Here is a 25,463-nt window from a genome sequence, read left to right as displayed (position 1 = left end):
CCTGTATTCTTTGGAACTTTGTGAGGTAAAAGAAATTATTATGTCCACACAAAATCAGATAGATTATAACAGAATTGCCAAAGCGATAGAGTATATCCAGAGCAATTTCAAACTTCAGCCAAGTTTGGAGGAAGTGGCAGAGAATATTCACCTGAGTCCGGCTCATTTTCAGAAGATATTCACGGAATGGGCAGGAACAAGTCCGAAGAAGTTTTTGCAGTTCATCAGTCTTGAACATGCCAAAAATTTATTGAAGGAAGAAAAAGCGACTTTATTTGATACTGCATACGAGACAGGATTCTCCAGCACAAGCAGGCTTCATGACCTTTTTGTGAAAATAGAAGGAATGTCTCCGGCGGAATATAAAAACGGCGGAAAAAGCCTGAACATCAATTACAGTTTTTCCAAAAGTCCTTTTGGATATGTAATGGCAGCATCTACAGAAAAAGGGATCTGTTATATGGCTTTTGAAGACGATAAAGAAACGGCATTGGGAAATTTATATTCTAAGTTTCCTAATGCTTCTTTCTTCGAGAAACAGGATGCACTGCAGAAAAATGCACTGTCCATATTCAGTCAGGACTGGACGAAACTTAATACTATTAAACTTCACTTAAAAGGCACCGATTTCCAGCTTAAAGTCTGGGAAAGTCTGCTCTCTATTCCGATGGGGAAACTGTCTACCTATGGTAATCTGGCAGAAAAGATAGGAAACCCTAATGCTTCCAGAGCTGTAGGAACGGCAATTGGAAGTAATCCCGTTGCATTTCTTATTCCGTGTCACCGTGTGATACAGTCTACCGGAAATATTGGAGGTTATAGATGGGGAAGCAACAGGAAGCAGCTGATTGTGGGTTGGGAAAGTTCAAGGATTTATTCGGGAAATTCTGTTTCGTAACCACCCCGTCAAAAATTCAAAGAATTTTTGACACCCCTCCATTGGAGGGGAATATATGTCGGTATACTGAAATTTTGAGTGATAAGTAAATATCTTAGAAATATTAGAATTTTACAAAACTTGGTATGTTTTAAAGTCATTAATATATTTTACATTGTACTTTTTACAAATTATAAATTTATGAACAGCCTGTTTGAAGAAATATCGGAACATCCTTTGAATATCCTTCCGCACGGCGGAACAGTCCATTATTACGGAAAGGTTTTTAATAAAGAAAAATCTGACTATTTTTATGATTATCTTCTCAATCAGATTCCGTGGGAAAATGATGAGGCAATGATTTTTGGCAAATTAATTCTGACAAAGAGAAAAGTAGCCTGGTTTGGAGAAAAAGCCTTTGAATATACCTATTCAAAACGGACAAAATATGCAAAATTCTGGACACCGGAACTATTGGAATTAAAAAAGAAATGTGAAGAGGTCTCCGGAGAAACTTACAATTCCTGTCTTCTCAATTTATACCATGACGGAAGCGAAGGAATGGCTTACCACAGCGACGGCGAAACCGATCTGAAAAAACACGGAGCAATCGCTTCCCTGACTTTCGGGGCGGAAAGAAAGTTCCTGTTCAAACATAAGACCACCAAAGAAAAAGTGGAAATATTCCTGGAAAACGGAAGTTTGCTGATCATGAAGGGAACAACACAGGAAAACTGGCTGCACAGGCTTCCACCAACCACTAAAATAAAAACACCGCGGGTAAATCTTACCTTCAGAACTATTGAGGAATAAAATAGTGGACTGAGGTTCGAAGCTGTCTACAACTAAAAACTCCGGCCGCTGAGGGAACCTCAGCGGCCGGAGTTTATTAAATATTATTATGATGACTAAGTTTTGACATCATCACCTGATCATTTCTATTTCAATACTTCCACCTCAATAGAGCTGTCATTATATACTTTAATAAAAGCTTTCGTATAATCTTCCTTCGTAGCAAAGTTTGAATTTTCCATAAATTTCTGAGGATTTATAGCAAATAGCGGCCACCAAGTACTGCTGATCTGGATCTGGATTTTATGGCCTTTTTTGAAAGTATGCATTACGTCCTGCAATCTGAAATTCACAGCGGTTTTCTGGTTAGGTGCCAAAGCTTCTCCTTTCTCTCTTGAATTTCTAAATCTTGCAGGCATGATTTCGCTTCTCACCATTTGATGGTAGTTGGGATAGATCACTCCGTCTTTCTTTTCTACAGGTTTAAAATCTCCAGGATAAACATCGATAAGTTTTACTGCAAAATCAGCATCTGTAGAAGTGGAAGCAATGTTAAGCTTAGCCATGATCTCTCCGGCAAATGTAATATCTTCTGTTAAAACATCCGTTGTGAAAGTCAGTACATCCGGTCTTCCTACTGCAAATCTCTGGTCTTCCGACATATAATTCTTTGGCGTAAAACCATTGAAATCTTTCAGGTTATCAGAGCTTAAAACAGGATTGTTCGGGTCACTGTAGTATTCTGAAAAGCCTTGTCCTGCTGAGTTTTTTAAAGTTCCGTCTGCCAAATAAAAATTAATTTTCTGAGCATTTTTAGGAGGATAAGAAGCAAATTCTTTCCATTCCTTAGCTCCTGTATCATACATCAAAGCTTCCGGAAGTCCGGCATCTTCTTTCGTATTTCCTTTTAAATAATGATTAAAGAACTTGGTTTCAATATTTTTCTGATAATACGTTGCAATGCTGTCACCGAAATAGATCTGGTTGTGGAAATGTTTTCCCTGCTCCTGAGCCCAGGCTCCGTGAGAGAAAGGTCCCATCACGATTGTATTTTTAGCTTTAGGGCTTGTTTTTTCTATGGTTTTGTAAATATTCAGGGGTCCTGAAAGATCTTCAGCATCAAACCATCCGCCAACGGTCATTACCGCGTGGTTTACATTCTTCAGATGGGGAAGTAGGCTTCTTTTCTGCCAGAACTCGTCATAATTTGGATGGTTCATGATCTCGGTCATGAAGAAATTATTCTTATAATATTTTTCATAGCCATCCTTCAAAGTTCCCATATCTCTGTAAAACTTAAGACCATCCTCAGAAGTCTGTTTTACAAAAGTATCCATATACCATGCTTTGTTTTCCGGCTTCGTTTTCTGAATTCCGAAAACAGGGAATGTTCTGAAATATCCCAGCATAAATCTTCCGTTGTGAAGAAAATCATCATTCCAGAAATCTGAAATGGGAGCCTGTGGAGATGAAGCTACCAAAGCCGGGTGTTGTGCAAGTATACCTGCCGCAGTATAGAATCCCGGGTAGGAAGTTCCGTATTGGCCGGCCTTACCGTTATTGTCTTTAACGTTTTTCAGAAGCCATTCTATAGTGTCATAAGTATCCGTGCTTTCATCCACATCTTTTTTTGTCTTACGGTCCACCTGAGGGGTCATGTTGGTGAAAGTGCCTTCACTCATATATCTTCCGCGAACATCCTGAAATACAAAAATGTATTTGTCCTTCATCAGATATTGGTTAGGCCCCAGTTTGGTCCTGTATTCGTTTTCACCGTAGGGAGCAATACTGTAACAGGTTCTCTGCATCAAGAAAGGGTATTTGTTCTTCCCCGAAATATCTTTCGGTATATATATGGCGGTGAAAAGCTTTACCCCGTCACGCATCGGAATGTAAACTTCCTTTTTGGTGAAATTGTCTTTTACAAAAGTATCTTTTTGGTCTGCACTTTGTGCATTTCCAAGGATAAAAAGAAAAATAAATAAAATTGAAATATGGATCTTCATAAATAAAATTTACAGCTAATTTAGAAATAAAATACTTCTGATGTACTGAATAACATTAAACTTCTTGTAAAATTAAGGGATTAATGAGAAAGCCTGAGAGTACAAACTGTAAAAATGCAGATATTATATTAATTGTTGGACATAAAAAAACACTCCCAACTGGGAGTGTCTGTATTGATTTTTTGAAAATTTAAATTTTCAAAAAATTAGGCTCTTAAATATCTTGCATAAGCATATCCTTCCTGACCGTCATCAGTTTTTACTTTCCACCAGTCATCAGAAGTCTGCTCGATCAAAGTTACTGATGAACCTTTTGCAGCTTTTCCTACTACAGCAGCTTCAGTAGAAGGCTCCTGTCTGATGTTCAGATTAGAATCTTCCGTAGCTACTGTTAAAGAAGCACCTGAAGTTAATCCTGCTACCTGCACGTCAATATTGATGTCTGAAGCTGAATAAGTAGAATCAATAGTTCCCAAAGCGTTCCATACTGCATCTTTTGCTGCTGTACTGGAAGCACTTCCTGTAACATAAAGAATACCATCCTGCTCCTGAACCTGAAGGTTAGAAATTCCTGCAGACTGTGCTGCTGAAACTACGCTTGAATATTTATCTTGTAATGCGCTCATCTTAAATTATTTTACCACTAGGTTATTGTTATACTTTCCGATTTTCAAAGCATCAACAGATTCTTTGATTTTTCTTGCCTGAAGGCCTGAAACATTTCCTGTAAGGGTAAGCTGTCCGTTTACAACCTCTACTTTTACAGAAGGGAAGTCTTTAACAGCGTCCTGAACTTTTTTCTGAACCGCAGGATCTACAGCAGATGCCGTTTCCACTGGCGCAGCCGTAACTGGAGCAGCTATAGTAGACATGTCCATTACTTCTTTTACTCCAGTGATTGCTTTTAATTTTGCGATCATGGCATCTTTAGACTGCTGGTCAGCGAAAGTTCCGCTTAAGTGAGCCACTCCTTCTTTTACTTCCACAGAAGCATTGGGATTAGAAGTTACCACCGTTGTAGCCTGAGTTTGAAGATCGGCATCAGAAACTTTCTTTTTGCAAGACACCGCTCCAAAAGATATAGCTACAGCTAATGCAGCCATTGCGATAGTTTTTTTCATAGTTGTATATTTATTAATGTTGTTAATACAATCAAATGTAATAATAAAATTTGTACCAAAGGAATAAAAACTTAATAAATGTTTCTTAAATTTTTTACAATATTTTATAAATCAGGGATTTAATTTTAATGTATTATAAACTTAATCAAAACTTAACCGAATTCCGATAAAATCTTGTACCAATTGAAAAACTATTATATTTGTGGGAATTGAACTATATATATGAAAGGACAAAATAAACTTTTTATTGCTATTATCGTTGCACTTATCCTGGGAGTAGGAATCGGAGGTCTGGTACACCTGAAGTATCCGGAGAGTGCGGAACCCTTTTCCAAAAACATCAAACTGCTGGGAACCGTTTTTATCAGGCTCGTACAGATGATTATCGCGCCGTTGGTTTTTACAACCCTCGTAGTGGGAATTGCCAAGATGAGCGATATCAAAATGATCGGAAGAGTAGGAACGAAAGCAATGCTGTGGTTTATTACGGCCTCTCTGGTTTCTCTTTTTATAGGATTGGTATTGGTGAACTGGCTTGAGCCGGGACACGTGACTAAACTGCCGATCCAGGATGCTGCAGCTGCGGAAGATCTTTTAAAAAGCAGTAAAAGTTTTTCTATGGAAGACTTTGTCAAGCATATGATCCCTAAAAGTTTATTTGAAGCCTTTGCTACCAATGAGGTACTTCAGATTGTGGTTTTCTCCATTATGTTTGGGGTTGCACTTGCCAATTTAGGAGAAGAATATTCAAAGCCGGTAGTTAAACTTTTTGACATTATTGCGCATGCTATCCTTAAAATGGTAGGCTATATTATGTGGTTTGCACCGCTTGGAGTTTTGGGAGCTATTGCTGCAGTAGTGGCTGTTAATGGATTTCAGATATTTAAAGTATATGCGGTTTATCTGAGAGACTTTTTCTTTGCATTGGGTGTGTTATGGCTTGTCCTTCTTTTGGTGGGCTATCTTATTTTAGGAAACCGCCTTTTCGAATTGCTTAAAAGGATCAAGGCTCCGTTACTGATTGCATTCTCTACAACGAGTTCAGAAGCTGTTTTCCCGAAGCTGGTGGAAGAACTTGAAAAATTCGGATGTAACAATAGAGTAGTATCATTTATTTTACCTTTAGGATATTCATTTAACCTTGACGGGAGTATGATGTATATGACGTTTGCCTCCATCTTCATTGCCCAGATCTATGGAATTGAAATGGAACTTGGTCAGCAGATCACTATGCTTTTGGTACTAATGCTTACCTCAAAAGGTATTGCAGGTGTTCCAAGGGCCTCTTTAGTAATTATTGTGGCAACATGTTCCATGTTTGGAATTCCGCCGGAAGGTATTGCTTTGATCCTGCCAATTGACCATTTCTGTGATATGGGAAGAAGTATGACGAATGTACTGGGAAATGCACTGGCAACCTCTGCCGTTTCGAAATGGGAAGGGCAGCTTGAAAATACGCCTCAGGAAGTTTAATATCGCATGACAGAGCAGTATTTACAAAGTCATAAAAAATATGTTCTTGAAAAAGGATTTACTGTAATCAATTCGGTTTTTTCTGATGAAGAGATCGAATTGATCACAGAAACAATACAAAATACTGATACATCAAGAGAAAATTTTAGAAAATCTGATGACCTGTTTGCGGTAAGACAGTTTTTAAAAGAAGTTCCTGAAATTAAAGATCTTGTGTTTACTGATACGGTGAAAACAATTGTCAGAGAACTTTTCGGAGACAAGTACTCTACAGCTATTTATCAGAGAGATCATGTTGAGCAGAGTCAAAGTATCTGGTATTCTATTGGTTTAAAATTTTAAGTTACGATAAAATTTCAGCAAGCTTTTCAGTCAGATTTCGTCTTGAGAACTGTTCAATATTCTGCGTATTGTCAAGAAGATTTCCGTTTTTCCATAACTCAAATTTTTCAAGGATAAAATCTTTGACAGTTTTAAGATCTTCGTAACTGAAATGTTTTCCGGCACCTGTTTCTGTCAGTATTCTCGAAACATCTGCTTCATCCGGGCCGAAAGAAATAATCTGCTTTCCAGTTGCCAGATATTCAAATATTTTTCCGGGAATAATTCCTTTGGAAGATTTATTCGGAAAATTGGTGATTAATAATAGATCCGAGTTAGCCATCTCTTCCACGGCTTTATCATGAGAAATATACCCTAGATTCAGGATGTAATTTTTCAGATGCGAATTCTCAACCGATTGAAGAATTTTATCATCTATTCTTCCTGCAAATTTCAGGGCAAAGCTGTCGCCAAACTCCTTATTTTCAATAATAAGTTCATCTAAAGCTTTCCAAAGGTTTTCAGGGTTTCTTAATTGCTCAAGAACGCCTATATAGCTTAAAGTAAAAGTTTTACCGTTTTGCTTGTCTACTTTTTCTCCTTTAGCTTCTTCATCAAATCCATTTGTGATACAAACAGCATTTGCTCCCGCTTTTCTGAAATTTTCAGCATCCGTATAGCTTGTAGCTAATGTAATATCAGCATTTTTAAAAACTGCACTTTCAAGCTGACGATGTTTTCTGTCCGAGCTTTTGGTAAGTTTTAAATGTTTATAATAAGAGATTTCTGTCCATGGGTCACGGAAATCGGCGATCCATTTCAGATCAGGGAATTTCTTTTTCAGACCGAGACCGATCATGTGAAGAGAGTGAGGTGGCCCGGAAGTGACTACCACATCTATTTTGTTTTCTTTTAAATACTGTTCTAAGAATTTTATCGAAGGTTTCACCCAGAATACCCTTGCATCCGGAATGAAAAAATTTCCTCTCACCCAGATCGAAAGCCTGGATTTCCAGCTTTGATTTTTACCCACATCAAACTGTCCGGCTTTGAACTTTTTGTTGCTTTTATTCAGCTTTTCTGCCAACTGATAAGGTTCCCATATTTTGGTTTTTACAATCTCTATATTCTGAGGAACGTCTTTAAGAAGGCTTTCATCGAGTAGGGGATAACTTGGATTTTCAGGAGTATAGATAACAGGACTCCAGCCAAATTCAGGCAGATATTTTGCGAATTTCAGCCATCTCTGAACACCAGGACCTCCCGCAGGAGGCCAGTAATAGGTGATGATCAGTATCTTTTTTTGTTCCATTAAACTTGAACAATAAACTTTAAATATTAAGCCGTTTTCTCAACAGGCTGTTCTTTTTTCTTATTTTTATTCATCCAGAAAATTCCGAATGCACTCAGCACAATAAATAACCCGAAGCATAAAAGCGACAGCCATTTACCTTTTTCAATCACTTCAGGTTCAAACACCATTCTGATGTTATGGTTTCCTGCAGGAACGTGTACGGCGCGCAGAAGATAATCCGCTTTGATGTAAGGCACTTCTTTTTCGTCTACGAACATTTTCCAGCCATGAGGATAATAGATCTCAGAAAATACAGCCAGCTGGGGTGTTTTAGACTGGGATTTAAATTCAAGCTCGTTTGGCTGATATTTCGTTAGATTGATAAATGACGTAGGATCTGCCTGAACAGGTTTACTGCTGAAATATGATTTGTCTGATGATGCAATAACTGCAGTTTTCTTACTGTCGATCACCCCGATGGATTTGATTTCCTCATCCGGTGTATTTACGAATTTCAGGTCGCTTACAAACCATGCATTTCCGTTCGCTTTTGCATTTGGCATAGCCTGTGGCTGTTCCGGTCCGCCCATAACCCAATACTTTGCATTAAGCAGATTAAGGATATTTGGTACTTTGACCGAATCCATTACCTGGAAATATTCATTGATCACATCATCGTATCTTCTCAGTTTTACGGCATGGTAACCTCCGATTGAAGATTTGAAATAAGAAGTATTCGTTTCGCTGAATGTTCCTAAAATATTATTGAAAATTCTGTAGTGGGTTTTGTCTCTTTCAGCGATGGTTTCAAGCGTTTTATTAACGTTGGCATTAGCTAAAATAGATTCTAAATTTGGATTTCCCTGAACTTTTTCTGCCAGAAGCTCTGAGCTTTCTGTCTGGAACGGATTTTCAGCAAAAACCTTATCTACATAATTTTCATCATTCAGATAACGTTTGTTTACAGTCCAGAGATCAAACAAGCTTACAGCTCCAATGATGATCAAAGCAATATTCTGGCTCAGTTTCTTTTTCATGCTCATGAAAAGAACAGCTGCTGTTATAGCCACATAAATCAATGCCTTAATAGCATCAATTCTGAATAGTTTGAATCTTTCACCGGTAAGATAATCCAGAAGGAAAGGCGGGAAATATGTTTTTTCACCTTCTGTATAAAAACCAAGCAATGATTTTCCGAAAATAAGAAGGATCAGCAGAAGTCCCAAAGTTCCTCCGCTTACATAGGTAAGAATTTTCTTTTTGTATTCTTCAGTTAATTTTTCGTCCGTAAAGAATCTGTAAATTCCGATAACAGCAATCAGAGGGAATAATAATTCTACGACTACCAATATAGAAGATGGTGCTCTGAATTTACTGTAAAAAGGCACATAGTCGATAAAGAAGTCGGATAGTGGCATAAAATTGCTTCCCCAAGCCAGTAAAACAGTCAGAATGGAAGCTCCCAGAATCCAGTAACGGTATTTTTTCCATGCAAAGAAGAATCCTAATAAGGCAAGAAAACATACCACAGCACCCTGATAAGCTGGTCCCGAAGTTCCCGGCTGGTCTCCCCAGTAGGTAACCCCATTAAATCCTTTGGAAATCCTGTCCATTTCAGCCTGTGAGCCTACATTTTCCTGGATAAGCTCCTGAACCCTGTTCATCATTTCTTTGGCTTCCGGTTCCTGGCTTCCGCCACCCATCAGTCTTGGAATGAAAAGATTCAGTGTTTCCAGTTTTCCGTAGCTCCACATCAGGATACTTGTTTTATCCAGTCCTGATTCTCCTGAAGTATGACTGTCATTCGTCAAAATCTGTTTTCCACGTACGGTTTCTTTGATGTATTCGGAATTGGCCATGATTCTTTGTGAATTCATTCCAACACCAATCACGCAAGAAGCCGCAATGATTCCTGACGAAATAAGAAAATGTTTCATAGGAGTCTTTTTCTGGATCGCTCTTATCAACTCAGAGAGGAATAAAAATCCTAAAGCCAGAAACAGGTAATAGGTCATCTGCGGGTGGTTGGCTGCAATCTGAAGTCCCATAAACAGGGTAGTGGTAATGAATCCCCAGATATAGCTTTTTCTGATATAAACCAATAAAATCCCGGCAAGAAGCGGTGCGAAATACTCAATGGTATTTACTTTACCATTATGTCCAGCTGCTATAATAATATAAAAATAAGTGGATAAGCCGAAGAAAGTGGCTCCCAGTAAGGCGTATTTCCAGTTTCTGACGGCAACCATTCCAAGGAAAAAGAATCCTGCAAAAAGAAGGAAAAGATAATTAACGGGTCTTGGCAGAAAATTCAGATTACTGTCTATCTTTTTGATGATGTCGCCTTTAAACTGGCTTCCCATCTGATAAGTCGGCATTCCGCCAAACATGGAATCACTCCAGTAGGTTTCGTTTCCGGTATCTGCTCTGTAGTCCAGAAGCTCTTTTGCGCCTCCTCTGTACTGTACGATATCGTGCTGAAAAAGCTGTTTCCCTGAAAAAACAGGGGTGGAGTATAAAAATGCTAAAACTATAAATACAACTAATGAAATTGCAATATAAATTAAGTTTTTATTTTTAGCCATGTGGGTTATTATCTTTTATTTCTTGGAATTTTTACCTTTTGTCCTTACTTTCTTTTACCTCTTCATATTCAACTGTTTCTGCGTCCCAGTTGAGGTTCTGATTATTCTTATTAGAGTTGTGTATATCCTGCTGTTTATTATTGTCTTTATTGTTATCAAATCTGTAACTATAAAAAGTTTTAAAGAAAATCCTTTTCAGAATATTCCAGACAAAGAAAATAATAATGGCTGAGAGTACTAACTCAAGAATGTACTTCATAATTTTTAATTTAAATTCAAAGTTTCCCGTTCACAGTTATTGGTCTTGGGTTGCCTGTTGCAAATTAATGAGCAGTATTTCACTCAAAAACTCTAAAGCACTCCAACTCTCTAACCCTCCGAGACACTAACTCTGAAACTCTTTTAATTCAATTATTTCGAAGAAGGATTTACCATTACAGAAGATTTCGATGTACTTTTCATAGACTGTGACTGTTTTCCGTCTGAAATAGTCTCAATCTGTGTTGTTTTTACATCAATGTTCTGGTTGGTGATCCATCCCGTACTTTGGTCAAACTTAATGGTCCCGTTCTGGGCAAGTTCGCTGCTAAGACTGTGTGTGATAGGTCCCTGTGTTTTCTTTTCAGTTTTTTTAGGAATTCCACCTGTTACAGAGATTTCTGCAGCTCCGTTTCCTACGCTTTTTAATACATAATTTGATGTTACCTTAATGCTTCCGCTTGGATCGGCATTTTCAGAAGTAGTCCATTTTTCACCGATTTTCACTCCTTTTTTAGGAATAATCGTTAGATTTTTGTTAAGCTGGTCTTTCAGTACCTTTTCGTTGAAAGTTTCCTTAAGACTGGCTACAACGCTTGCTTTCTGGTTAGCATCTTTTATAAGTGTTCCTACAGCTGCAGTAACTTTGGTATAAACAGCATCAAAACCTGTAATAGAAACTACATTTCCTTTAGTATCCATTTTCATGTTAAGCTTGTTGCCGGTAAGTGCTTTGTTGATATTCCAGATCATCTTAAGGTCATCCTCTTTCGGAATAGCCAGCTTGGTGTCTACGATTACTGTTTTGCCCTGTGCACTTTGTGAGTTTCTTTTAGCCACAAGATTAAGGGTCATATCATATACATTCCCTTTGATGTCATTCACCGTGAAACTCATTTCATCTGTAGATTCGCTGGTAGCCGTGATTGTTTTTCCCTGAGGATCTTCCATCGTTTTTACATCTCTCTGGTAAGTAGTAAGAGGGTAAGTTTTTCCTTTTTCCAGCTTAAATGTCTGGGTGAAAACTCCTGCAGAGTCTTTAATTGCAGGGTTTTCCGCCACTTTAGCTACAGAATCGGCAGGAACTTCTACAGTAACTGTTTTTCCTGTTTTAGGATCTACTTTAGTGATGGTTGCCGTTTCTTTTTTACAAGATACAAGGGCTATAGATGAGATAAGCATTAATGCTGCTACGTTTTTCATTTGATTTTTTTTAAGTTTAAATTTTACTGATATTCTGTTCTGTGCATCAATAACGATACCATAAAACACTACGATAAAATACTTATGTTGAGATTAATTAAAGATTTGGAGCTGCTACAAGTTTCTGTCTTACTGCTTCATAAAGGATTGCTCCACAAGCTACAGAAACGTTTAACGACTGGGTTTTTCCCTCAATAGGAAGTTTTATTTTTTCGTCCGAATGATGCATTACTTCCTTAGAAATTCCTGTCTCTTCATTCCCCATTACGATGGCGCAAGGTTCTGTAAAGTTCACATCATAGATCAGTTTCTGAGCCTTTTCTGTGGCGGCAAAAACCGAAATACCGCTTTGCTGAAGGAAATCTACAGCATGAGCAAGATTAGGTTCCTTGCAGATCTTGATATTGTAAAGAGCTCCTGCGGATGTTTTGATAGCATCAGAATTGATCGGTGCAGCCCCTTTTTCAGGAAGAATAATGGCATCTACTCCTACACATTCTGCCGTTCTGCAGATAGCCCCGAAGTTTCTCACATCCGTAAGTCTGTCCAGGATCAGTAAGAAAGGTGTTTTACCCTCTTCAAACAGTTGAGGAACAAGATCTTCCACCCTGTGAAACGGAACATCTGAAATAAAAGCAACCACACCCTGATGGTTTTTTCTTGTAAAACGGTTCAGCTTTTCAATCGGAACGTAGTTGGGACGTATTTTATTTTTGGCTAAAATCGTTTTCAGCTCAGCATAAATAGGACCTTGAAGTGCATTCTGCACAAAGATCTTGTCAATCGTTTTTCCCGCTTCTATTGCTTCAATTACGGGACGCAGCCCGAAAATAAAATCGTCTTTCATTGAAATTTATTATAAATTATGTGGTGAATGGTCAGTGGTAAACTTTATTCTGTAAATCAATCCGGATATATGCAAAATTCACACTTGGTCATTGACTTACGAAGCAAAGTTTTCTATCTTCCAATTTCACCCAGTATTGCTCTTTTCTGTGCCATGATATAGCCGTAGTGAAGACTTTCATGCATGTTATTGAAGATAATGGCATCCTGGATACTTTTCAGATCCATTCCGAAACTTGTGGTATACGGAGTATAGTCTGAAAAGAAGTCGCTGTCATAATCCTTCATCAAAATCTTTGAAGTTTCAGTGAGTAAAAACTCCAGATCTTCCACTTCGGATTTTTGTACATTCAGGTTGGGAAGAGTCCCTTTTTTGTAGGTTTCGATCCAATATTTGTCAATTCTGAAGGGATTTCCGCTCAGGTAATAATGCAGAAGCTGCTGGGTGGCAACCGTATGGGCAATATTCCAGTACATATTATTGTTGAAACCGTCAGGAATCAGCAGAAGCTCTTCATGGGAAGTGTTCTGCAGAATACTTAAAAGGTTCTTTCTTACTTGTCTGTGTGCTTGAAAATGATAATTCATTTTACAAAAATTTTTAATCACCAAAAATAGTCTAATAAACTGGAAGTGACAATTTTTTGGGTAAGGGATTGAATTAAATGTTCTTAAATCCTGAAAAAAGATGTTAATTGTTATGCTTTTTTGATAAAATATAAAAAAAGCTCCTCTGAAAAGTATTCAAAGGAGCTCTTTATTGTTTTTTTCAGATTCAACTGATCTGAATAGGTTGCTTTTTATTTTTTGATGATCTTATGTTTGAATGTTATTCCGTCTTTCAGGGCAATATTCAGAAAATAAACTCCCGGGCTGTAAGATGAAATATCAATTCTGTTTTCCCCATGATTTTCAGATAATTTTTTTCCGTCTATGCTGAAAAGGCTTATTGAAGCTACATCAGACTTTGATCTTATATTAACAAAATCGGAAGTAGGGTTGGGATATATGCTTACATCTACAGTTTTAATATCCTTTACATCCAAAGCTGCATTGCTTTTCCCCTGCATATAAACGGATAAATACACATCTCCCTGTTGTTGGTTAAAAACTGCGGTTGGGATGGTGTGTTTCAGAGTATGATTTCCGGCAGCAATACCAGGCATGCTAAATCCTCTGATCGGAACTGAATTACCGGGACACCAGTTGTTCCATGAAGTCCATTCTGTCAATGATTTCGGAGTAGCTCCGTAGATTCCGTTACCTTGAGTATTGTATACCCTGAATGGTTCACAGGAAATCCCTCCGGGAGTGTAGGTGAGCATCTGTACATCATCTATATAGGTGTAATTTTGTCTTCTTATGTACTCTTCACCACCACTGTTGGCACCATGAGGGGTAGATATAACAAAAAAACGCGCATTGGTAACAGCATTAGGAAGATTAAAACTGACAATTCTTACGGTTTCACCTGTAACATCAGTACTGTTGTAATTATTTAATCTGTTGTAGCTTAATATAGGGACAAGTGTATTATAATCGCTTGGAGTTGCTCCTGCATCTGTTGAAAAGAAAGTCAGGTTTCCGGAAAATACATCAATCCTACCCGAGCAACCTGCAACTTGTGTCTGTGCTGCATAAGGAACTCCAAAAACATCCAGTTCCATATACATATCGTAGGTGGTACGTAAAGCTGTGTCATGAAATACACTGTATAAATTACTTAAGTCATAGCTGTAAGGAACTTCTGTAGGTGTTCGGTTTTTACTCATAAACGGAGTAATGTATCTTCCAACCTCAATTCTTTTCACATTGGCATCGTTCATTGTATAGGCCGGTTGATTTTTAGGGACCATAGCCAGATAAACACTTCCAAGACGGTCATAGTTGTCGCACAGAGCACCTATGGTCACTCTCATGGCAATCTTTGCCTTAAAGGAATTCAGCTCGGCATCCGTAAGTTTTCTTGTGTATCTGGTATTGGAGAGTCTGGTAAGTCCTGCAGGTACAGGATCGGAAACTGTGGCGGCGTAACCGTCATAATAAACTGCATCTGAAATTAAATTCATTCTGTTTGTGGTCTGCGCCTGGAAAAAACCTGTAAAAAGAATGCTTAGAAAAAATAGCTTTTGATACATATGGTCGGTGTTTACTGTGAATGTATTAAATATTCATTCAAAAATAATAAAATTTCTTATAAAAATTCACGTTTGTTTGAAAAATTAAAATTTTATAATTAAATTAGCGCAATGTTCAATATTAATTAATCAACAATGAAAAAAATTCTACTTTTATCTTTGTTATCGATAGCTTTTATGCTTAATGCCCAGATCAGTTTAAACACTGGAAGCACAAATGTAGGAACGGCACCCATAAGTAGTTTTTTTTCATATTCATATGTTCAGCAGATTTATCCCAAACAGGAACTGAATGCAACAGCTGCAGGAAATATTACAGGTCTTACATTTTACGTAGATCCTTCTGCTACGATCAATGATTCTTCAGACTGGACTGTTTATATCGGGCATACCACAAAGACAACATTCACTTCCGGTACCGACTGGATTCCTGCTTCACAGCTGACCCAGGTATTTGCTGGTACTGTTACTAAAACCAATAATAAAGTTGAAGTTACATTTGCAACACCATTTGCTTATAATAACACTGATAATTTAGTGATTGCAGCAAAAGAAAATTCCCAAAGCATTGACATTAATAATTTTGATGAAGCTTTCCGGGTTTATCCGCATATTCCATATTCAACACTTTATTACAAAGGAGATCGTGCTGTTGTAGATCCTGCAACCCCGCCTGGTGGAATAAGAGCAGATTACAAATCGGCAGTTACAATTTCAGGATTAACACCTAAATCTACCCCTGCATGTCCTTTTATTAATTATCCTGCTAATAATGCACAATTTGTTTCTTTAAGTCCAACTTTCAAATGGCTTCCTGTTTCAGGAGCAGATTCCTATAAGGTTTCATTGGGAACCACCGCCGGAGGAACTGATGTTATCAATCAGCAGACAGTAACTGCTACAGACTTTACTCCGTCATCTCCCCTTAGTCCGAATACCAATTATTATCTGAGAATTACTTCCGTTACAGGAAATCTTGAATCTTCCAGCTGTGCAGATATAGCCTTCAGTACCATTCCTCCTGTACCAGTCAATGATGCATGTTCAGGGGCTTTGGCGGCGACGGCTTTTCCTTATACTTATACCCAGAGTGATGCTATATCTGCGACCAACAATGGCGGGTTTATCACCACATGTCCTGATGCAATGAATGATGGAACCTGGTTTAAATTCACTGGAGATGGAGGCCAGTTTACCGTTAAAATAACAATGCCTGCGGGCAGTACCTATGATCCTCAGATGGATATATATAGTGGTGCATGCAGCAGCTTGACATGTGTAAGTGCAGTAGATAACGGTGGCGGAGGGGCTGCGGAAACCTATACATTCACAACCGCAGCAGGAACTGAATACTTTATAAACGTCGGTGCCTACGAAGAAACGACAGATATGCCGGAAAATGTTTTCAGCATCACCATTACTAAACTTTAGTCTGTAAATACTCTGTAATATCATAGATGATAATTAAAATTATTATCGGGTGAGATATGTCAGCTAGATAAATGGTTTTACAAATTGTTTTTAAAGAAATATTTACCAGAACTTCCTGTCTGATAATTGATTTTGTATAAGAAACTCTGAATCCATTATGTGGATACATTGCCAATAAAGGAATATTTAACAAACTTTAACTCTAAAATGGCATTCATTATGTTGATTAATGCCAGTATTTATCAGAAATTTACCACCTATTTTAATTAAAGTTATGTCAGATACCTATCAAGCTGAAGATATCCGCCAGTTGACGGAAAAAGTAAAAGAAAAGAATTACTTATTTTCCCTTCTGAGACAGGAAATTAATAAAGCGATTATTGGCCAGGAATATATGATAGACCGCCTTTTGGTAGGTCTTTTGGGGAACGGACACGTCCTTCTGGAAGGTGTGCCGGGACTGGCAAAAACCTTAGCGATCAAAACTCTGGCAGAAGCTGTTCACGGAGAGTTTTCCAGAATACAGTTTACCCCCGATCTGCTTCCTGCAGATGTAGTGGGAACAATGATCTTCAATATCAAAGACAACGATTTTTCAATAAAAAAAGGCCCTGTTTTTGCAAATTTTGTATTGGCAGATGAGATCAACCGTGCACCGGCAAAAGTACAATCGGCATTGCTTGAAGTAATGCAGGAAAAGCAGGTGACAATTGGTGATGAAACGATGAAGCTTCCAAAACCATTTCTGGTACTGGCTACCCAAAACCCGATCGATCAGGAAGGAACCTATCTATTGCCTGAGGCCCAGAGCGACCGTTTTATGCTGAAATGCAAAATAGATTATCCTAATTTTGAAGATGAAAGGACGGTAATGAGAATGGTTTCCACATCTCACCAGCCTGTCATAAAACCTGTGATATCGTTACAGGATATTGTGGATGCTAAAGAACTCATCAACCAGATCTACCTCGATGAAAAGATCGAAAAATATATTCTGGATATGGTTTTTGCAACCCGTTATCCTGAAAACTACGGACTTTCTGAACTTAAGAATTATATCGGGTTCGGAGCTTCTCCAAGAGCATCCATCAACCTTGCCATTGCCTCCAGAACCTATGCGTTCCTGAAAGGGAGAGCCTTTGTAATTCCTGAAGATGTAAAAGCACTGGCTCAGGATGTATTGAGACACAGAATTGGTCTTACTTTTGAGGCGGAAGCAGAAGAAATTTCAGCAGAGGAGATCGTTAACAGGATTTTGGCAAAAATTCAGGCACCGTAATGAGTGAAGTTATAATCAGAAAAGCTGTTCAGGAAGATTGTGCTCCAATGCTGGAGCTGATCAGAGAACTGGCAGAATATGAAAAGGCACTTCATGAAGTGACGATCACTTTGGATGAATTTACAGAAGACGGCTTCGGAAAATCTCCGGTTTGGGGAGCTTTTGTTGCCGAACTTAACAGTGAAATTGTAGGAATTTCTTTATATTATGACAGATTTTCGACCTGGAAGGGACGAAGACTGTATCTTGAAGATCTTGTAGTGACCGAAAGAATGAGAGGAAAACAGATCGGAAAACTTTTGTTTGATGCCACTTTGGAATACGGAAAATCAAACCGGTACAGCGGAATGGTTTTTCAGGTATTGAACTGGAATGAACCTGCCATTAATTTTTATAAGAAATACAGCCCGAAATTTGATAATGAATGGCTGAATGTTTCAATTGAACTGAAAAATTAGAAGTTAGAAGATGGAAGTATGATGCAATTCGAATCTGACCAATACGCACATTTATGGAAATAAAAGATATTGTAAAAAAAGTAAAGCAGATAGAGATCCGTACCCGAAAAAAGACGGAAGCTTCGCTTATGGGACAATATCACAGCGCTTTTAAAGGACAGGGAATGACATTCTCTGAAGTCCGTCCGTATCAGTTTGGAGATGAGATCCGAAGAATCGACTGGAACAAAACAGCCCGTTTCCGTGAACCGTTCGTAAAAGTAATGGAAGAGGAAAGAGAACTGACGATGATGATCCTTGTAGATATTTCCGCTTCTATGGATTATGGAACCAAAGGTCAGCTTAAAAGGGAATATGTAGCAGAAATTGCTGCCAGTCTTGGATTTTCAGCTGCCGGAAATAATGATAAAGTAGGTTTGATTCTTTTTGCAGATAAAGTATATAAAGTAATTCCGCCCCAGAAAGGCAGAAAACATATTCTTTCCATTATAAGCAATATTCTCACGGCAGATTATGTTCCGGCTGTATCAAAAATTGATAAGGCAATGGAATATATGATGGGGATTTTCAAAAGGAAATCACTTGTTTTCCTGTTTTCAGATTTTGAAGATGATTATGACTCCAAAATGCTTAGAGTAGCTTCAAAAAAACATCAGCTGCTGGGCATGAGGATTTATGATGAAAAAGATAATGAAATTCCCGATGTAGGCTATGCGCTCTTGTATGATGCTGAAACAGGAAAAGAAGTCTGGGCGAATACCTCCAATGCAAGATGGAGATATACATTTGCTGAAGCGCAGAAACAGAAAGTCCGTGCTCTGGAAGAAGATTTTGCCACCAGCTCGGCCAGTTTTATGAATATCAATACCGGCGCGGATTATTCTAAAATGCTGTATAATTATTTTCAGAAAAAGTAAATCTAAAATAAATGAAGGCTCCGGCCGCAATTACAATATTTGAAATTGAAAAAAATACTACTCATACTTTCTTTTTTAATCTGTGGAAATGCCTTTTCACAGATCCTTTCTTCCAATCTGGAAAAGAAAACCCTTGCTTTGGGCGAAGTCAACCGTTTGGTAATTAAAATAGACAATGTTCAGGATCTGAAGGTAAGTGCTGCCCCTAAAAATGAATTACTGCCTTTTCATTTCGAAGAAATTAAAGACAGTATCGGGCAAAACCAGAATTCCTATGAAAGAAAAATTGAATTTTCAGTCTATGAAGAAGGAAAATTCACTATTCCCGAGTTGGAATTTAATGTAGGCGGAAAGATTTTAAAAACCATTCCTTACGAAATTGATGTGGTCAATACAGCCCAAAAAGGGGACCAGATCAATGACATCATGAACAATAAGGAGGTAAAGCTTGAAACAAAAGACTACTGGGAACTCTATAAATTCTATATTCTGGCTGCTTTAGCGGTTATAGCCTTGATTATTGCAGTCATTATGTTTATCAAATGGGGCCGGAAATCAAAAAATTCACCTGCTGTTGCCACTAATCAGACTTTGAAGGAGCTGGATTCCTTAAAAAAGAAAAAATACATTGAAGAAGGAGATTTCCGTTCATTCTATGTTGAGTTAATAGACATATCCAGAAAATTCATTGCCAAACAGTACCATCTTCCGGCAGATGTTCTTCTTACCGATGACCTTATTGATGTCATGAAAAAGAACAATACCATTTCCGTTGAAAACGAAAAAACAGTGGAAGATGTATTTTTAAGAGGCGATCTGGTGAAATTTGCCAAAACTTTCCCTGATCAGATTACTATGGAAAAAGATTTTGCAGATATCCGGGATTTTGTGAAGAGATCATCAAAAGATTTAGAATTTGAAAATTTAAGAAAGGATGTTTAATTTTGAATTTTACAGTCCGTGGTTCCTGCTGCTTTTTCTGCTGTTTATTCCTCTTTTTATTAAAGATGCGGGAGGAAAGCGGAAGAAAGGTATCAAAGTTCCTACTGTCCGGAATATGGATGACAGTGGAGGAATCCGTGCTGTGCTTTTTCTCCTGAAACTCTCAAAATATATTATTCTTTCTGCGCTGATCATTGCGATGGCCAGACCGAGAACTTTTACCGTTTCCCAGGACAGAGACGATACCAAAGGTGTAGATATTATGCTTTCCATAGACGTTTCCCTGAGTATGCTTGCCAAAGACCTTACTCCGGACCGTATTACTGCACTGAAAGATATTGCTGTAAAATTTGTCCAGAAGCGCCCTAATGACAGGATAGGAGTTGTAGCCTATGCAGCAGAAGCATTTACTAAAGTACCGGTAACTTCGGATCATCAGGTTGTCATTGATGAAATAAAAAACCTTAATTCTGCTGGCCTTGAGCCGGGAACAGCTATTGGTGAAGGACTTTCTGTTGCTGTAAATCATTTGATTAAAAGCAAGGCTAAAAGTAAGGTAGTGATCCTGATGACGGATGGAGTAAGCAATATTCAGAATGCTATTCCTCCCCAGCTTGCGGCAGAACTGGCCAAGAATAATAATATAAAAGTATATTCCATCGGGATAGGTACGAATGGTTTCGCATTAATGCCTACTTCACAGGACATTTTTGGAGAGCTGATCTTTACGGAAACTGCGGTGACCATTGATGAAAATACTTTGAGAGAAGTGGCACAGGTTACAGGCGGGAAATATTTCAGAGCGACTTCCAACAGCAGTCTGGAAGAAATTTATGATGAGATCAACCAGCTGGAGAAAACGGATATCAAGGTTTCCAAGCTGTATAATTATGATGAATATTTTAAAATTTTCCTTTGGATCGCATTGGGAATGCTGGTTTTTGATGCACTGCTGCGATGGGTATTATATAAATTTTTAAGCTGATGAATTGGTCGTTAGGAAATTACTGGTATTTATTTTTGCTGCTGCTTCTGCCGCTGCTGTCTTTCTTTCTGATCCGTTTTTTGAGATGGAAAAATAAAAGGAGAGAGATCTTTGCAGACAGCAGGTTTCATGACAGCTTATTTGAAAAAAAATCCGGATTTACGAAATTCTTTCCGGCCTTATATCTTTTGGGAACGCTTTTCCTTATATTTTCGATTATCGATTTACTGAATGGTTCCGAGGAAGTGAAAACCAACCAGAGGCTTAATAATGTGATCTTTATGCTTGATGTTTCCAATTCCATGAATGCTGAAGATATTGATCCCAGCCGTCTTGCGGAAGCAAAAAACCTGATGACAGGTGTGATGCAGAAGATGAAAAATGATAAGATCGGTATCGTAATTTTTGCCGGGGAGGCAATTTCTATTATGCCGCTTACAACAGATTACGGTTCTGCTGAAACGTATGTAGGTGCTGTGGAAACGAGCTCTATGAAGATTCAGGGGACGGATTTCCTGAAAGGAATGCAGGCTGCAGCAGAGAAATTTAAAAATGTCAGCAAAGGTTCAAGAAAAGTCATTTTGTTGAGTGATGGGGAAGATAATGAAGGAAATGACAATGCTGCTATACGATTAGCCAATAAAGAAGGGATCTCCATAACCTCTGTAGGAATAGGAACTGATGAAGGAGCTCCTGTTCCGGAATATGTTTTCGGACAGCTTATGGGCTATAAAACCGATATAGACGGCGGAACGGTAATTTCCAAGAGACAGACGGAAGCACTTAAAAAAATGGCAGGATCTACAGGAGGGGATTATATAGATGGAAATAACGTCAATGAAGCTGCGGATAAGATTATTGACGCCGTGAACAGAAAGTCTTCTTCCGCGCAGACTTTGGTGAAATCTCAGAATGCCAATCATTACTACCAATATTTTTTAATAGTTTCTATTTTCTTTTTCTTTTTAATTTATATCTTGAACCCGAAAAAAGATTTCAATATTTAGTTTTTATACTTTGTTTATCAAGATTTTAAATAAGTACTTTAACCGAACTTTAACAAATAGAAGTCTGTTTATTAACATATAAAGGAATAATTTTGCAGGTGATGAATACTAAAATCATTTTTTTATCGTTTCTTATTGCTTTTTCTTTCTCAGGCATAATGTTTGGGCAGGAAAACTATAGAACTCTGGTTTATGAAGGTAATCAGAAATTTAATGGTAAAGACTATGATGGAGCATCCTCGAAGTATATGGAAGCCGTAAAAACAAATGAAAAAGATTTTACAGCTCATTATAATCTGGGGAATGCATTGTATAAAAGTAAAAAATATGAAGAAGCCAAGGCAGAATTTGACAAAGCACAAAAGCTTTCCCAGACACTGCCCGATAAAACGGCAGCTCTTCATAATCTGGGCAATTCATATATGCAGATGAACCAGCCGGAAAAAGCAGCCGATTATTATAAGCAAGCCCTGAAGCAGGACCCTTATAATGAAGCAACGAGAAAGAATTATGAAATTGCCAAGCTGAAAGAAAAAGAAAAACAGCAGCAGCAGAAAAACGAACAGAACAATTCAGGAAAAGGCGGCGGAGGAAATGATCAGAATAAAAATGATGATCAGAAAGGAGATCAAAAAGATCAAAAGCAGGATCAGGGTAATGGCCAGCAGAATGAAGGGAAAAGCGAACAGGGTGATACTCCTAAGCAAAATCCTGACAATGAAGGAAAAATGCCAAAGAACCTTGAGAATGCCATATTAGATAAAGTAAGCGAAAAAGAAAAAGAAACCGCCAGAAGAATCTTAAATAAGAACTCTTATTCGACGCCGCAGAGCAACGAAAAAGATTGGTGATGCAGCAGAAACTGATTTACATATTATTCCTATTTGCATCCGTAATTTCTTACGGACAGGTAAATCTGTTTATGGAATCTGATAAATCCGAATACAACGGAAAAGATATTGTAAACCTTACCATTGTTCTGGAGCTTAATGGTATTGATCTTGAACCTCAGACCCGTTTTCAGCTTCCCGACCTTTCAAAATTCAACATTATAGGAAGCGGATCAATGACCAATACTTTAATTGATCCTGCAACCAATACACTTGTTACCCAGAAAATATCCAGAATAGCCCTTGAGCCGAAAAAAAGAGGTAAAATCAAGATCGGTTCTGTACTGGTAACGGTAAATAATAAAATCTATAAGACAGAACCTTTTGATGTTAACATCAAAGATGTTATTGAAAGAAGGTCTCTTGCCAGCAACAATTCCGGTGAAGTCTATCTGAATATGGAGATAGAAGACCGTGAGGTTTATCAGGATCAGCCTACTGTGGCTGTATTGAGGGTATATTCCAAAAATATGGACAATTTCAGAAAGGTGAAAGATGTCCGTCTTCCACATCAGGATAATATTAATGTACATCCTATAAGTCTTACAAAGTCGGAGATTGATCCTTCGGGCGCCGGAAATATGGCTTCACAGATTGTGGCAGTATTTATGGTGTTTCCTAATGAGGCAGGATATGTTGAGGTTCCTTCCGTATCGGCATCAGTAAGTTCTTATGCCAATAAAAACAAAATTCTTTCGAATAAGATAAAACTTAATGTAAAAAAACTTCCTGAAGGATCGCCTGAGCATTTTAAAAATGCAGTAGGCAATTTCAATGTGAACGTTTATAACGCATCAAAAGATAAGATAGAGGTTGAAAAACCAATCAACGTTATTGTAAAAGTTTCAGGAGAGGGAAATCTTCCGGATATGCACCTTCCGAAGATCATTTCATCCCCCGACTATGAGGTTTTTGCCCCTAAAGTTACCTCCAAAGTGGCTCCCGGAACTACTGGAATGAAAGGAGAGATTTCTGCTAATTATGTTATCATACCTAAAAAAGCAGGGGCTATTTCAATTCAGACCGAGCAGTTTGCATTCTTTGATCCTGCAAGTCGCGAATATGTAGATCTTGGCCAGAAAACCCTTGCCCTTAATGCATTTTCCCATGACCAGATCCTTGAGTCCCGTACAACGGTTGAAAAGGTAAATGAATATACCAATACACTTCTGGAAACGGTTGATACGCCTGTTCTGAAGACAACAACGTTTAAAGTAAAGGAAAAAAGTAAATTCCACTGGAATATTCTTTTAACCAATATTTCTATTCTTGTCGGGTTGTTTATTATGTATCTGTTATTCAAGACATGGCAAAAAAGACGAGCGTTAGTTAAAGAAACCGCATCTCCGAAGCCGCTTGGCTCTGTAGCTGAAACAGAAAAGCAGATCAGAGAGACACTGAAAACGGATATCAACGATTATTTCAGCTATTTGGAAAATCTTAAAGATAATGGAGATTATCAAAAGTTTTTTGAAACCCTGGAAGAGATGGATGCTGATGTTAGAAAGCAGTATTTCCAAAGCTCTTCACAGGATTTCAAAGCATTTTTGGAAAGTTATAAAGGATCTTCCGTTGCCGAAGAATATAGAAATCTGTCACAGAGAATTCAAATGGAGAAGTACTCACCTCTGAAATCGGCAGAAGGGATGGACGAGCTTTTAAAAGCAGTTGTTAATTTGTATTCACGGATTATCAAATAATCAATTTTTTTTCATATTTTTGCGAAATTTTTAATTACAAAGAGATGGAAATACTCAATGATTTTTCTATTAAAGAAATCGTTACCTGCTTTATGGTTCTTTTTGCTGTAATCGATATTATCGGTTCTGTCCCTATTGTGGTAGGTCTTCAGCAGAAGTTCGGACAGATAGAAGCTGGGAAAGCCTCTATTACTGCCGGAGCGATCATGATTGTTTTTCTTTTCGTAGGAAATAAGATTCTTAAACTTATCGGAGTAGATGTCAATTCCTTTGCTATTGCAGGAGCTTTTGTGATTTTTATCATAGCCATTGAAATGATTCTGGGTATTGAGATCAATAAAACAACCGAAGCAAAGGCTGCATCCATTGTTCCTATTGCATTTCCGCTGGTTGCGGGAGCGGGAACTTTGACGACAACTTTATCCCTTAGAGCTGAATTTCATGATATTAATATTATTTTAGGAATTGTTCTCAATACAATTTTCGTATATTTGGTGCTGAAATCGGCGAAGTGGCTGGAAAACAAAATGGGGGAGGCTACCCTGTCTATTCTTCAGAAGGTTTTCGGGATTATCCTTTTGGCGATTTCAATAAAATTATTCACCGCTAACTTTGCCCAATTGGTGCAAAACTATATTAATTTTTAAGAATCATGCAGAAGTTTTATAAAGTATTTCTAGTTGTGTTTATCGTTTTCATTGCCATCAATCTTTATGCATTGGACTGGCAGACGGATCTTTTATCAGAAGATAACCTGAAGTTTGTATTTTCTATTGCTTCAGCAGTTCTTGGTCTGATTTTACTTTTTGTACTGGATACATGGAGCAGAATCGGAGCGAAGAAATAATTTAAAATTACATTATTGTCTATAGTAAAACCTCTTTCCCAGGAAAGAGGTTTTTTGTATATGTAGCTAAGGTTTCAGAAACCTACAATAACT

25 protein-coding genes are annotated in these 25,463 nt (G+C 37.9%); 15 read left to right on the top strand and 10 right to left on the bottom strand.

The window, feature by feature from the left end:
- Nucleotides 1-40: 40 nt before the first annotated feature.
- Nucleotides 41-898 (top strand): bifunctional helix-turn-helix domain-containing protein/methylated-DNA--[protein]-cysteine S-methyltransferase, encoded by an 858-nt coding sequence (locus ACQWU4_RS05525; protein ID WP_429934778.1) that lies wholly within the window; start codon nt 41-43, stop codon nt 896-898.
- A 180-nt stretch (nt 899-1,078) separates the two neighbouring features.
- Nucleotides 1,079-1,690, top strand: coding sequence for an alpha-ketoglutarate-dependent dioxygenase AlkB family protein (locus ACQWU4_RS05520; protein ID WP_429934777.1), 612 nt, complete (start codon nt 1,079-1,081; stop codon nt 1,688-1,690).
- Between the two features lie 125 nt (nt 1,691-1,815).
- Here ACQWU4_RS05520 and ACQWU4_RS05515 read toward each other — a convergent pair whose 3' ends face one another.
- The 3 genes from ACQWU4_RS05515 to ACQWU4_RS05505 all read right to left on the bottom strand — a co-directional run bounded on the left by ACQWU4_RS05515 (nt 1,816) and on the right by ACQWU4_RS05505 (nt 4,796).
- Nucleotides 1,816-3,675: a CocE/NonD family hydrolase gene (locus ACQWU4_RS05515; protein ID WP_429934776.1), complete on the bottom strand. Its 1,860-nt coding sequence runs from the start codon at nt 3,673-3,675 to the stop codon at nt 1,816-1,818.
- A gap of 206 nt (nt 3,676-3,881) precedes the next feature.
- Nucleotides 3,882-4,301: an SH3 domain-containing protein gene (locus tag ACQWU4_RS05510; protein ID WP_429934775.1), complete on the bottom strand. Its 420-nt coding sequence runs from the start codon at nt 4,299-4,301 to the stop codon at nt 3,882-3,884.
- Nucleotides 4,302-4,307: 6 nt separating this feature from the next.
- The gene (locus ACQWU4_RS05505; RefSeq protein WP_429934774.1) at nt 4,308-4,796 is read right to left on the bottom strand and encodes a BON domain-containing protein; all 489 of its coding nucleotides are present in this window, start codon (nt 4,794-4,796) and stop codon (nt 4,308-4,310) included.
- 222 nt (nt 4,797-5,018) lie between these two features.
- Here ACQWU4_RS05505 and ACQWU4_RS05500 point away from each other — a divergent pair, with 222 nt between their 5' ends.
- Both ACQWU4_RS05500 and ACQWU4_RS05495 read left to right on the top strand, forming a co-directional pair.
- Complete coding sequence (locus tag ACQWU4_RS05500; protein WP_429934773.1) at nt 5,019-6,269, top strand: dicarboxylate/amino acid:cation symporter; 1,251 nt, start codon at nt 5,019-5,021, stop codon at nt 6,267-6,269.
- Nucleotides 6,270-6,275: 6 nt separating this feature from the next.
- Nucleotides 6,276-6,611: a hypothetical protein gene (locus ACQWU4_RS05495; protein WP_429934772.1), complete on the top strand. Its 336-nt coding sequence runs from the start codon at nt 6,276-6,278 to the stop codon at nt 6,609-6,611.
- A 1-nt stretch (nt 6,612) separates the two neighbouring features.
- Here ACQWU4_RS05495 and ACQWU4_RS05490 read toward each other — a convergent pair whose 3' ends face one another.
- From ACQWU4_RS05490 to ACQWU4_RS05460, 7 genes are all read right to left on the bottom strand, one after another.
- A complete protein-coding gene (locus ACQWU4_RS05490; protein ID WP_429934771.1) occupies nt 6,613-7,902 on the bottom strand; it encodes a glycosyltransferase family 4 protein in 1,290 nt (429 codons plus the stop codon).
- A gap of 26 nt (nt 7,903-7,928) precedes the next feature.
- Nucleotides 7,929-10,469 carry a YfhO family protein gene (locus tag ACQWU4_RS05485; RefSeq protein WP_429934770.1) on the bottom strand — a complete coding sequence of 847 codons (2,541 nt, stop codon included), beginning with the start codon at nt 10,467-10,469 and terminating at the stop codon, nt 7,929-7,931.
- A gap of 31 nt (nt 10,470-10,500) precedes the next feature.
- Complete coding sequence (locus ACQWU4_RS05480; RefSeq protein WP_429934768.1) at nt 10,501-10,728, bottom strand: hypothetical protein; 228 nt, start codon at nt 10,726-10,728, stop codon at nt 10,501-10,503.
- A gap of 152 nt (nt 10,729-10,880) precedes the next feature.
- Nucleotides 10,881-11,930: a DUF6263 family protein gene (locus ACQWU4_RS05475; protein WP_429934766.1), complete on the bottom strand. Its 1,050-nt coding sequence runs from the start codon at nt 11,928-11,930 to the stop codon at nt 10,881-10,883.
- A 97-nt stretch (nt 11,931-12,027) separates the two neighbouring features.
- Nucleotides 12,028-12,777, bottom strand: coding sequence for a 23S rRNA (guanosine(2251)-2'-O)-methyltransferase RlmB (gene rlmB / locus ACQWU4_RS05470; RefSeq protein ID WP_429934764.1), 750 nt, complete (start codon nt 12,775-12,777; stop codon nt 12,028-12,030).
- A gap of 113 nt (nt 12,778-12,890) precedes the next feature.
- Nucleotides 12,891-13,364, bottom strand: coding sequence for a DinB family protein (locus tag ACQWU4_RS05465; RefSeq protein ID WP_429934762.1), 474 nt, complete (start codon nt 13,362-13,364; stop codon nt 12,891-12,893).
- A gap of 212 nt (nt 13,365-13,576) precedes the next feature.
- Complete coding sequence (locus ACQWU4_RS05460) at nt 13,577-14,914, bottom strand: peptide-N-glycosidase F-related protein (RefSeq protein WP_429934760.1); 1,338 nt, start codon at nt 14,912-14,914, stop codon at nt 13,577-13,579.
- A 135-nt stretch (nt 14,915-15,049) separates the two neighbouring features.
- Between ACQWU4_RS05460 and ACQWU4_RS05455 the strand changes: the two genes are divergently transcribed.
- From ACQWU4_RS05455 to ACQWU4_RS05405, 11 genes are all read left to right on the top strand, one after another.
- A complete protein-coding gene (locus ACQWU4_RS05455; RefSeq protein WP_429934759.1) occupies nt 15,050-16,345 on the top strand; it encodes a hypothetical protein in 1,296 nt (431 codons plus the stop codon).
- 274 nt (nt 16,346-16,619) lie between these two features.
- Nucleotides 16,620-17,624, top strand: a complete 1,005-nt coding sequence (locus ACQWU4_RS05450; RefSeq protein ID WP_429934757.1) for an AAA family ATPase — start codon at nt 16,620-16,622, stop codon at nt 17,622-17,624.
- The gene (locus ACQWU4_RS05445) at nt 17,624-18,082 is read left to right on the top strand and encodes an N-acetyltransferase family protein (RefSeq protein WP_429934755.1); all 459 of its coding nucleotides are present in this window, start codon (nt 17,624-17,626) and stop codon (nt 18,080-18,082) included. Before ACQWU4_RS05450 ends, ACQWU4_RS05445 begins: the two co-directional genes overlap by 1 nt.
- 53 nt (nt 18,083-18,135) lie before the next feature.
- Nucleotides 18,136-18,999, top strand: coding sequence for a DUF58 domain-containing protein (locus tag ACQWU4_RS05440; protein WP_429934753.1), 864 nt, complete (start codon nt 18,136-18,138; stop codon nt 18,997-18,999).
- A gap of 45 nt (nt 19,000-19,044) precedes the next feature.
- Nucleotides 19,045-19,941 carry a BatD family protein gene (locus tag ACQWU4_RS05435; protein WP_429934751.1) on the top strand — a complete coding sequence of 299 codons (897 nt, stop codon included), beginning with the start codon at nt 19,045-19,047 and terminating at the stop codon, nt 19,939-19,941.
- A complete protein-coding gene (locus tag ACQWU4_RS05430; protein ID WP_429934749.1) occupies nt 19,934-20,926 on the top strand; it encodes a VWA domain-containing protein in 993 nt (330 codons plus the stop codon). The genes ACQWU4_RS05435 and ACQWU4_RS05430 overlap by 8 nt, the downstream gene beginning before the upstream one ends.
- Complete coding sequence (locus ACQWU4_RS05425) at nt 20,926-21,933, top strand: VWA domain-containing protein (RefSeq protein ID WP_429934748.1); 1,008 nt, start codon at nt 20,926-20,928, stop codon at nt 21,931-21,933. The genes ACQWU4_RS05430 and ACQWU4_RS05425 overlap by 1 nt, the downstream gene beginning before the upstream one ends.
- A gap of 101 nt (nt 21,934-22,034) precedes the next feature.
- Nucleotides 22,035-22,784, top strand: coding sequence for a tetratricopeptide repeat protein (locus ACQWU4_RS05420; RefSeq protein ID WP_429934747.1), 750 nt, complete (start codon nt 22,035-22,037; stop codon nt 22,782-22,784).
- Nucleotides 22,784-24,523 carry a BatD family protein gene (locus ACQWU4_RS05415; protein ID WP_429934746.1) on the top strand — a complete coding sequence of 580 codons (1,740 nt, stop codon included), beginning with the start codon at nt 22,784-22,786 and terminating at the stop codon, nt 24,521-24,523. The genes ACQWU4_RS05420 and ACQWU4_RS05415 overlap by 1 nt, the downstream gene beginning before the upstream one ends.
- A 44-nt stretch (nt 24,524-24,567) precedes the next feature.
- Nucleotides 24,568-25,170: a MarC family protein gene (locus ACQWU4_RS05410; RefSeq protein WP_429934744.1), complete on the top strand. Its 603-nt coding sequence runs from the start codon at nt 24,568-24,570 to the stop codon at nt 25,168-25,170.
- A gap of 5 nt (nt 25,171-25,175) precedes the next feature.
- Nucleotides 25,176-25,370 (top strand): hypothetical protein, encoded by a 195-nt coding sequence (locus tag ACQWU4_RS05405; RefSeq protein WP_111960738.1) that lies wholly within the window; start codon nt 25,176-25,178, stop codon nt 25,368-25,370.
- Nucleotides 25,371-25,463: the final 93 nt, after the last annotated feature.

The organism is Chryseobacterium sp. MIQD13, assembly GCF_050496705.1.
Taxonomy (GTDB): domain Bacteria; phylum Bacteroidota; class Bacteroidia; order Flavobacteriales; family Weeksellaceae; genus Chryseobacterium.
The sequence above is the reverse complement of the archived record's forward strand: the minus strand, read 5'-3'. Positions and strand labels throughout refer to the sequence as shown.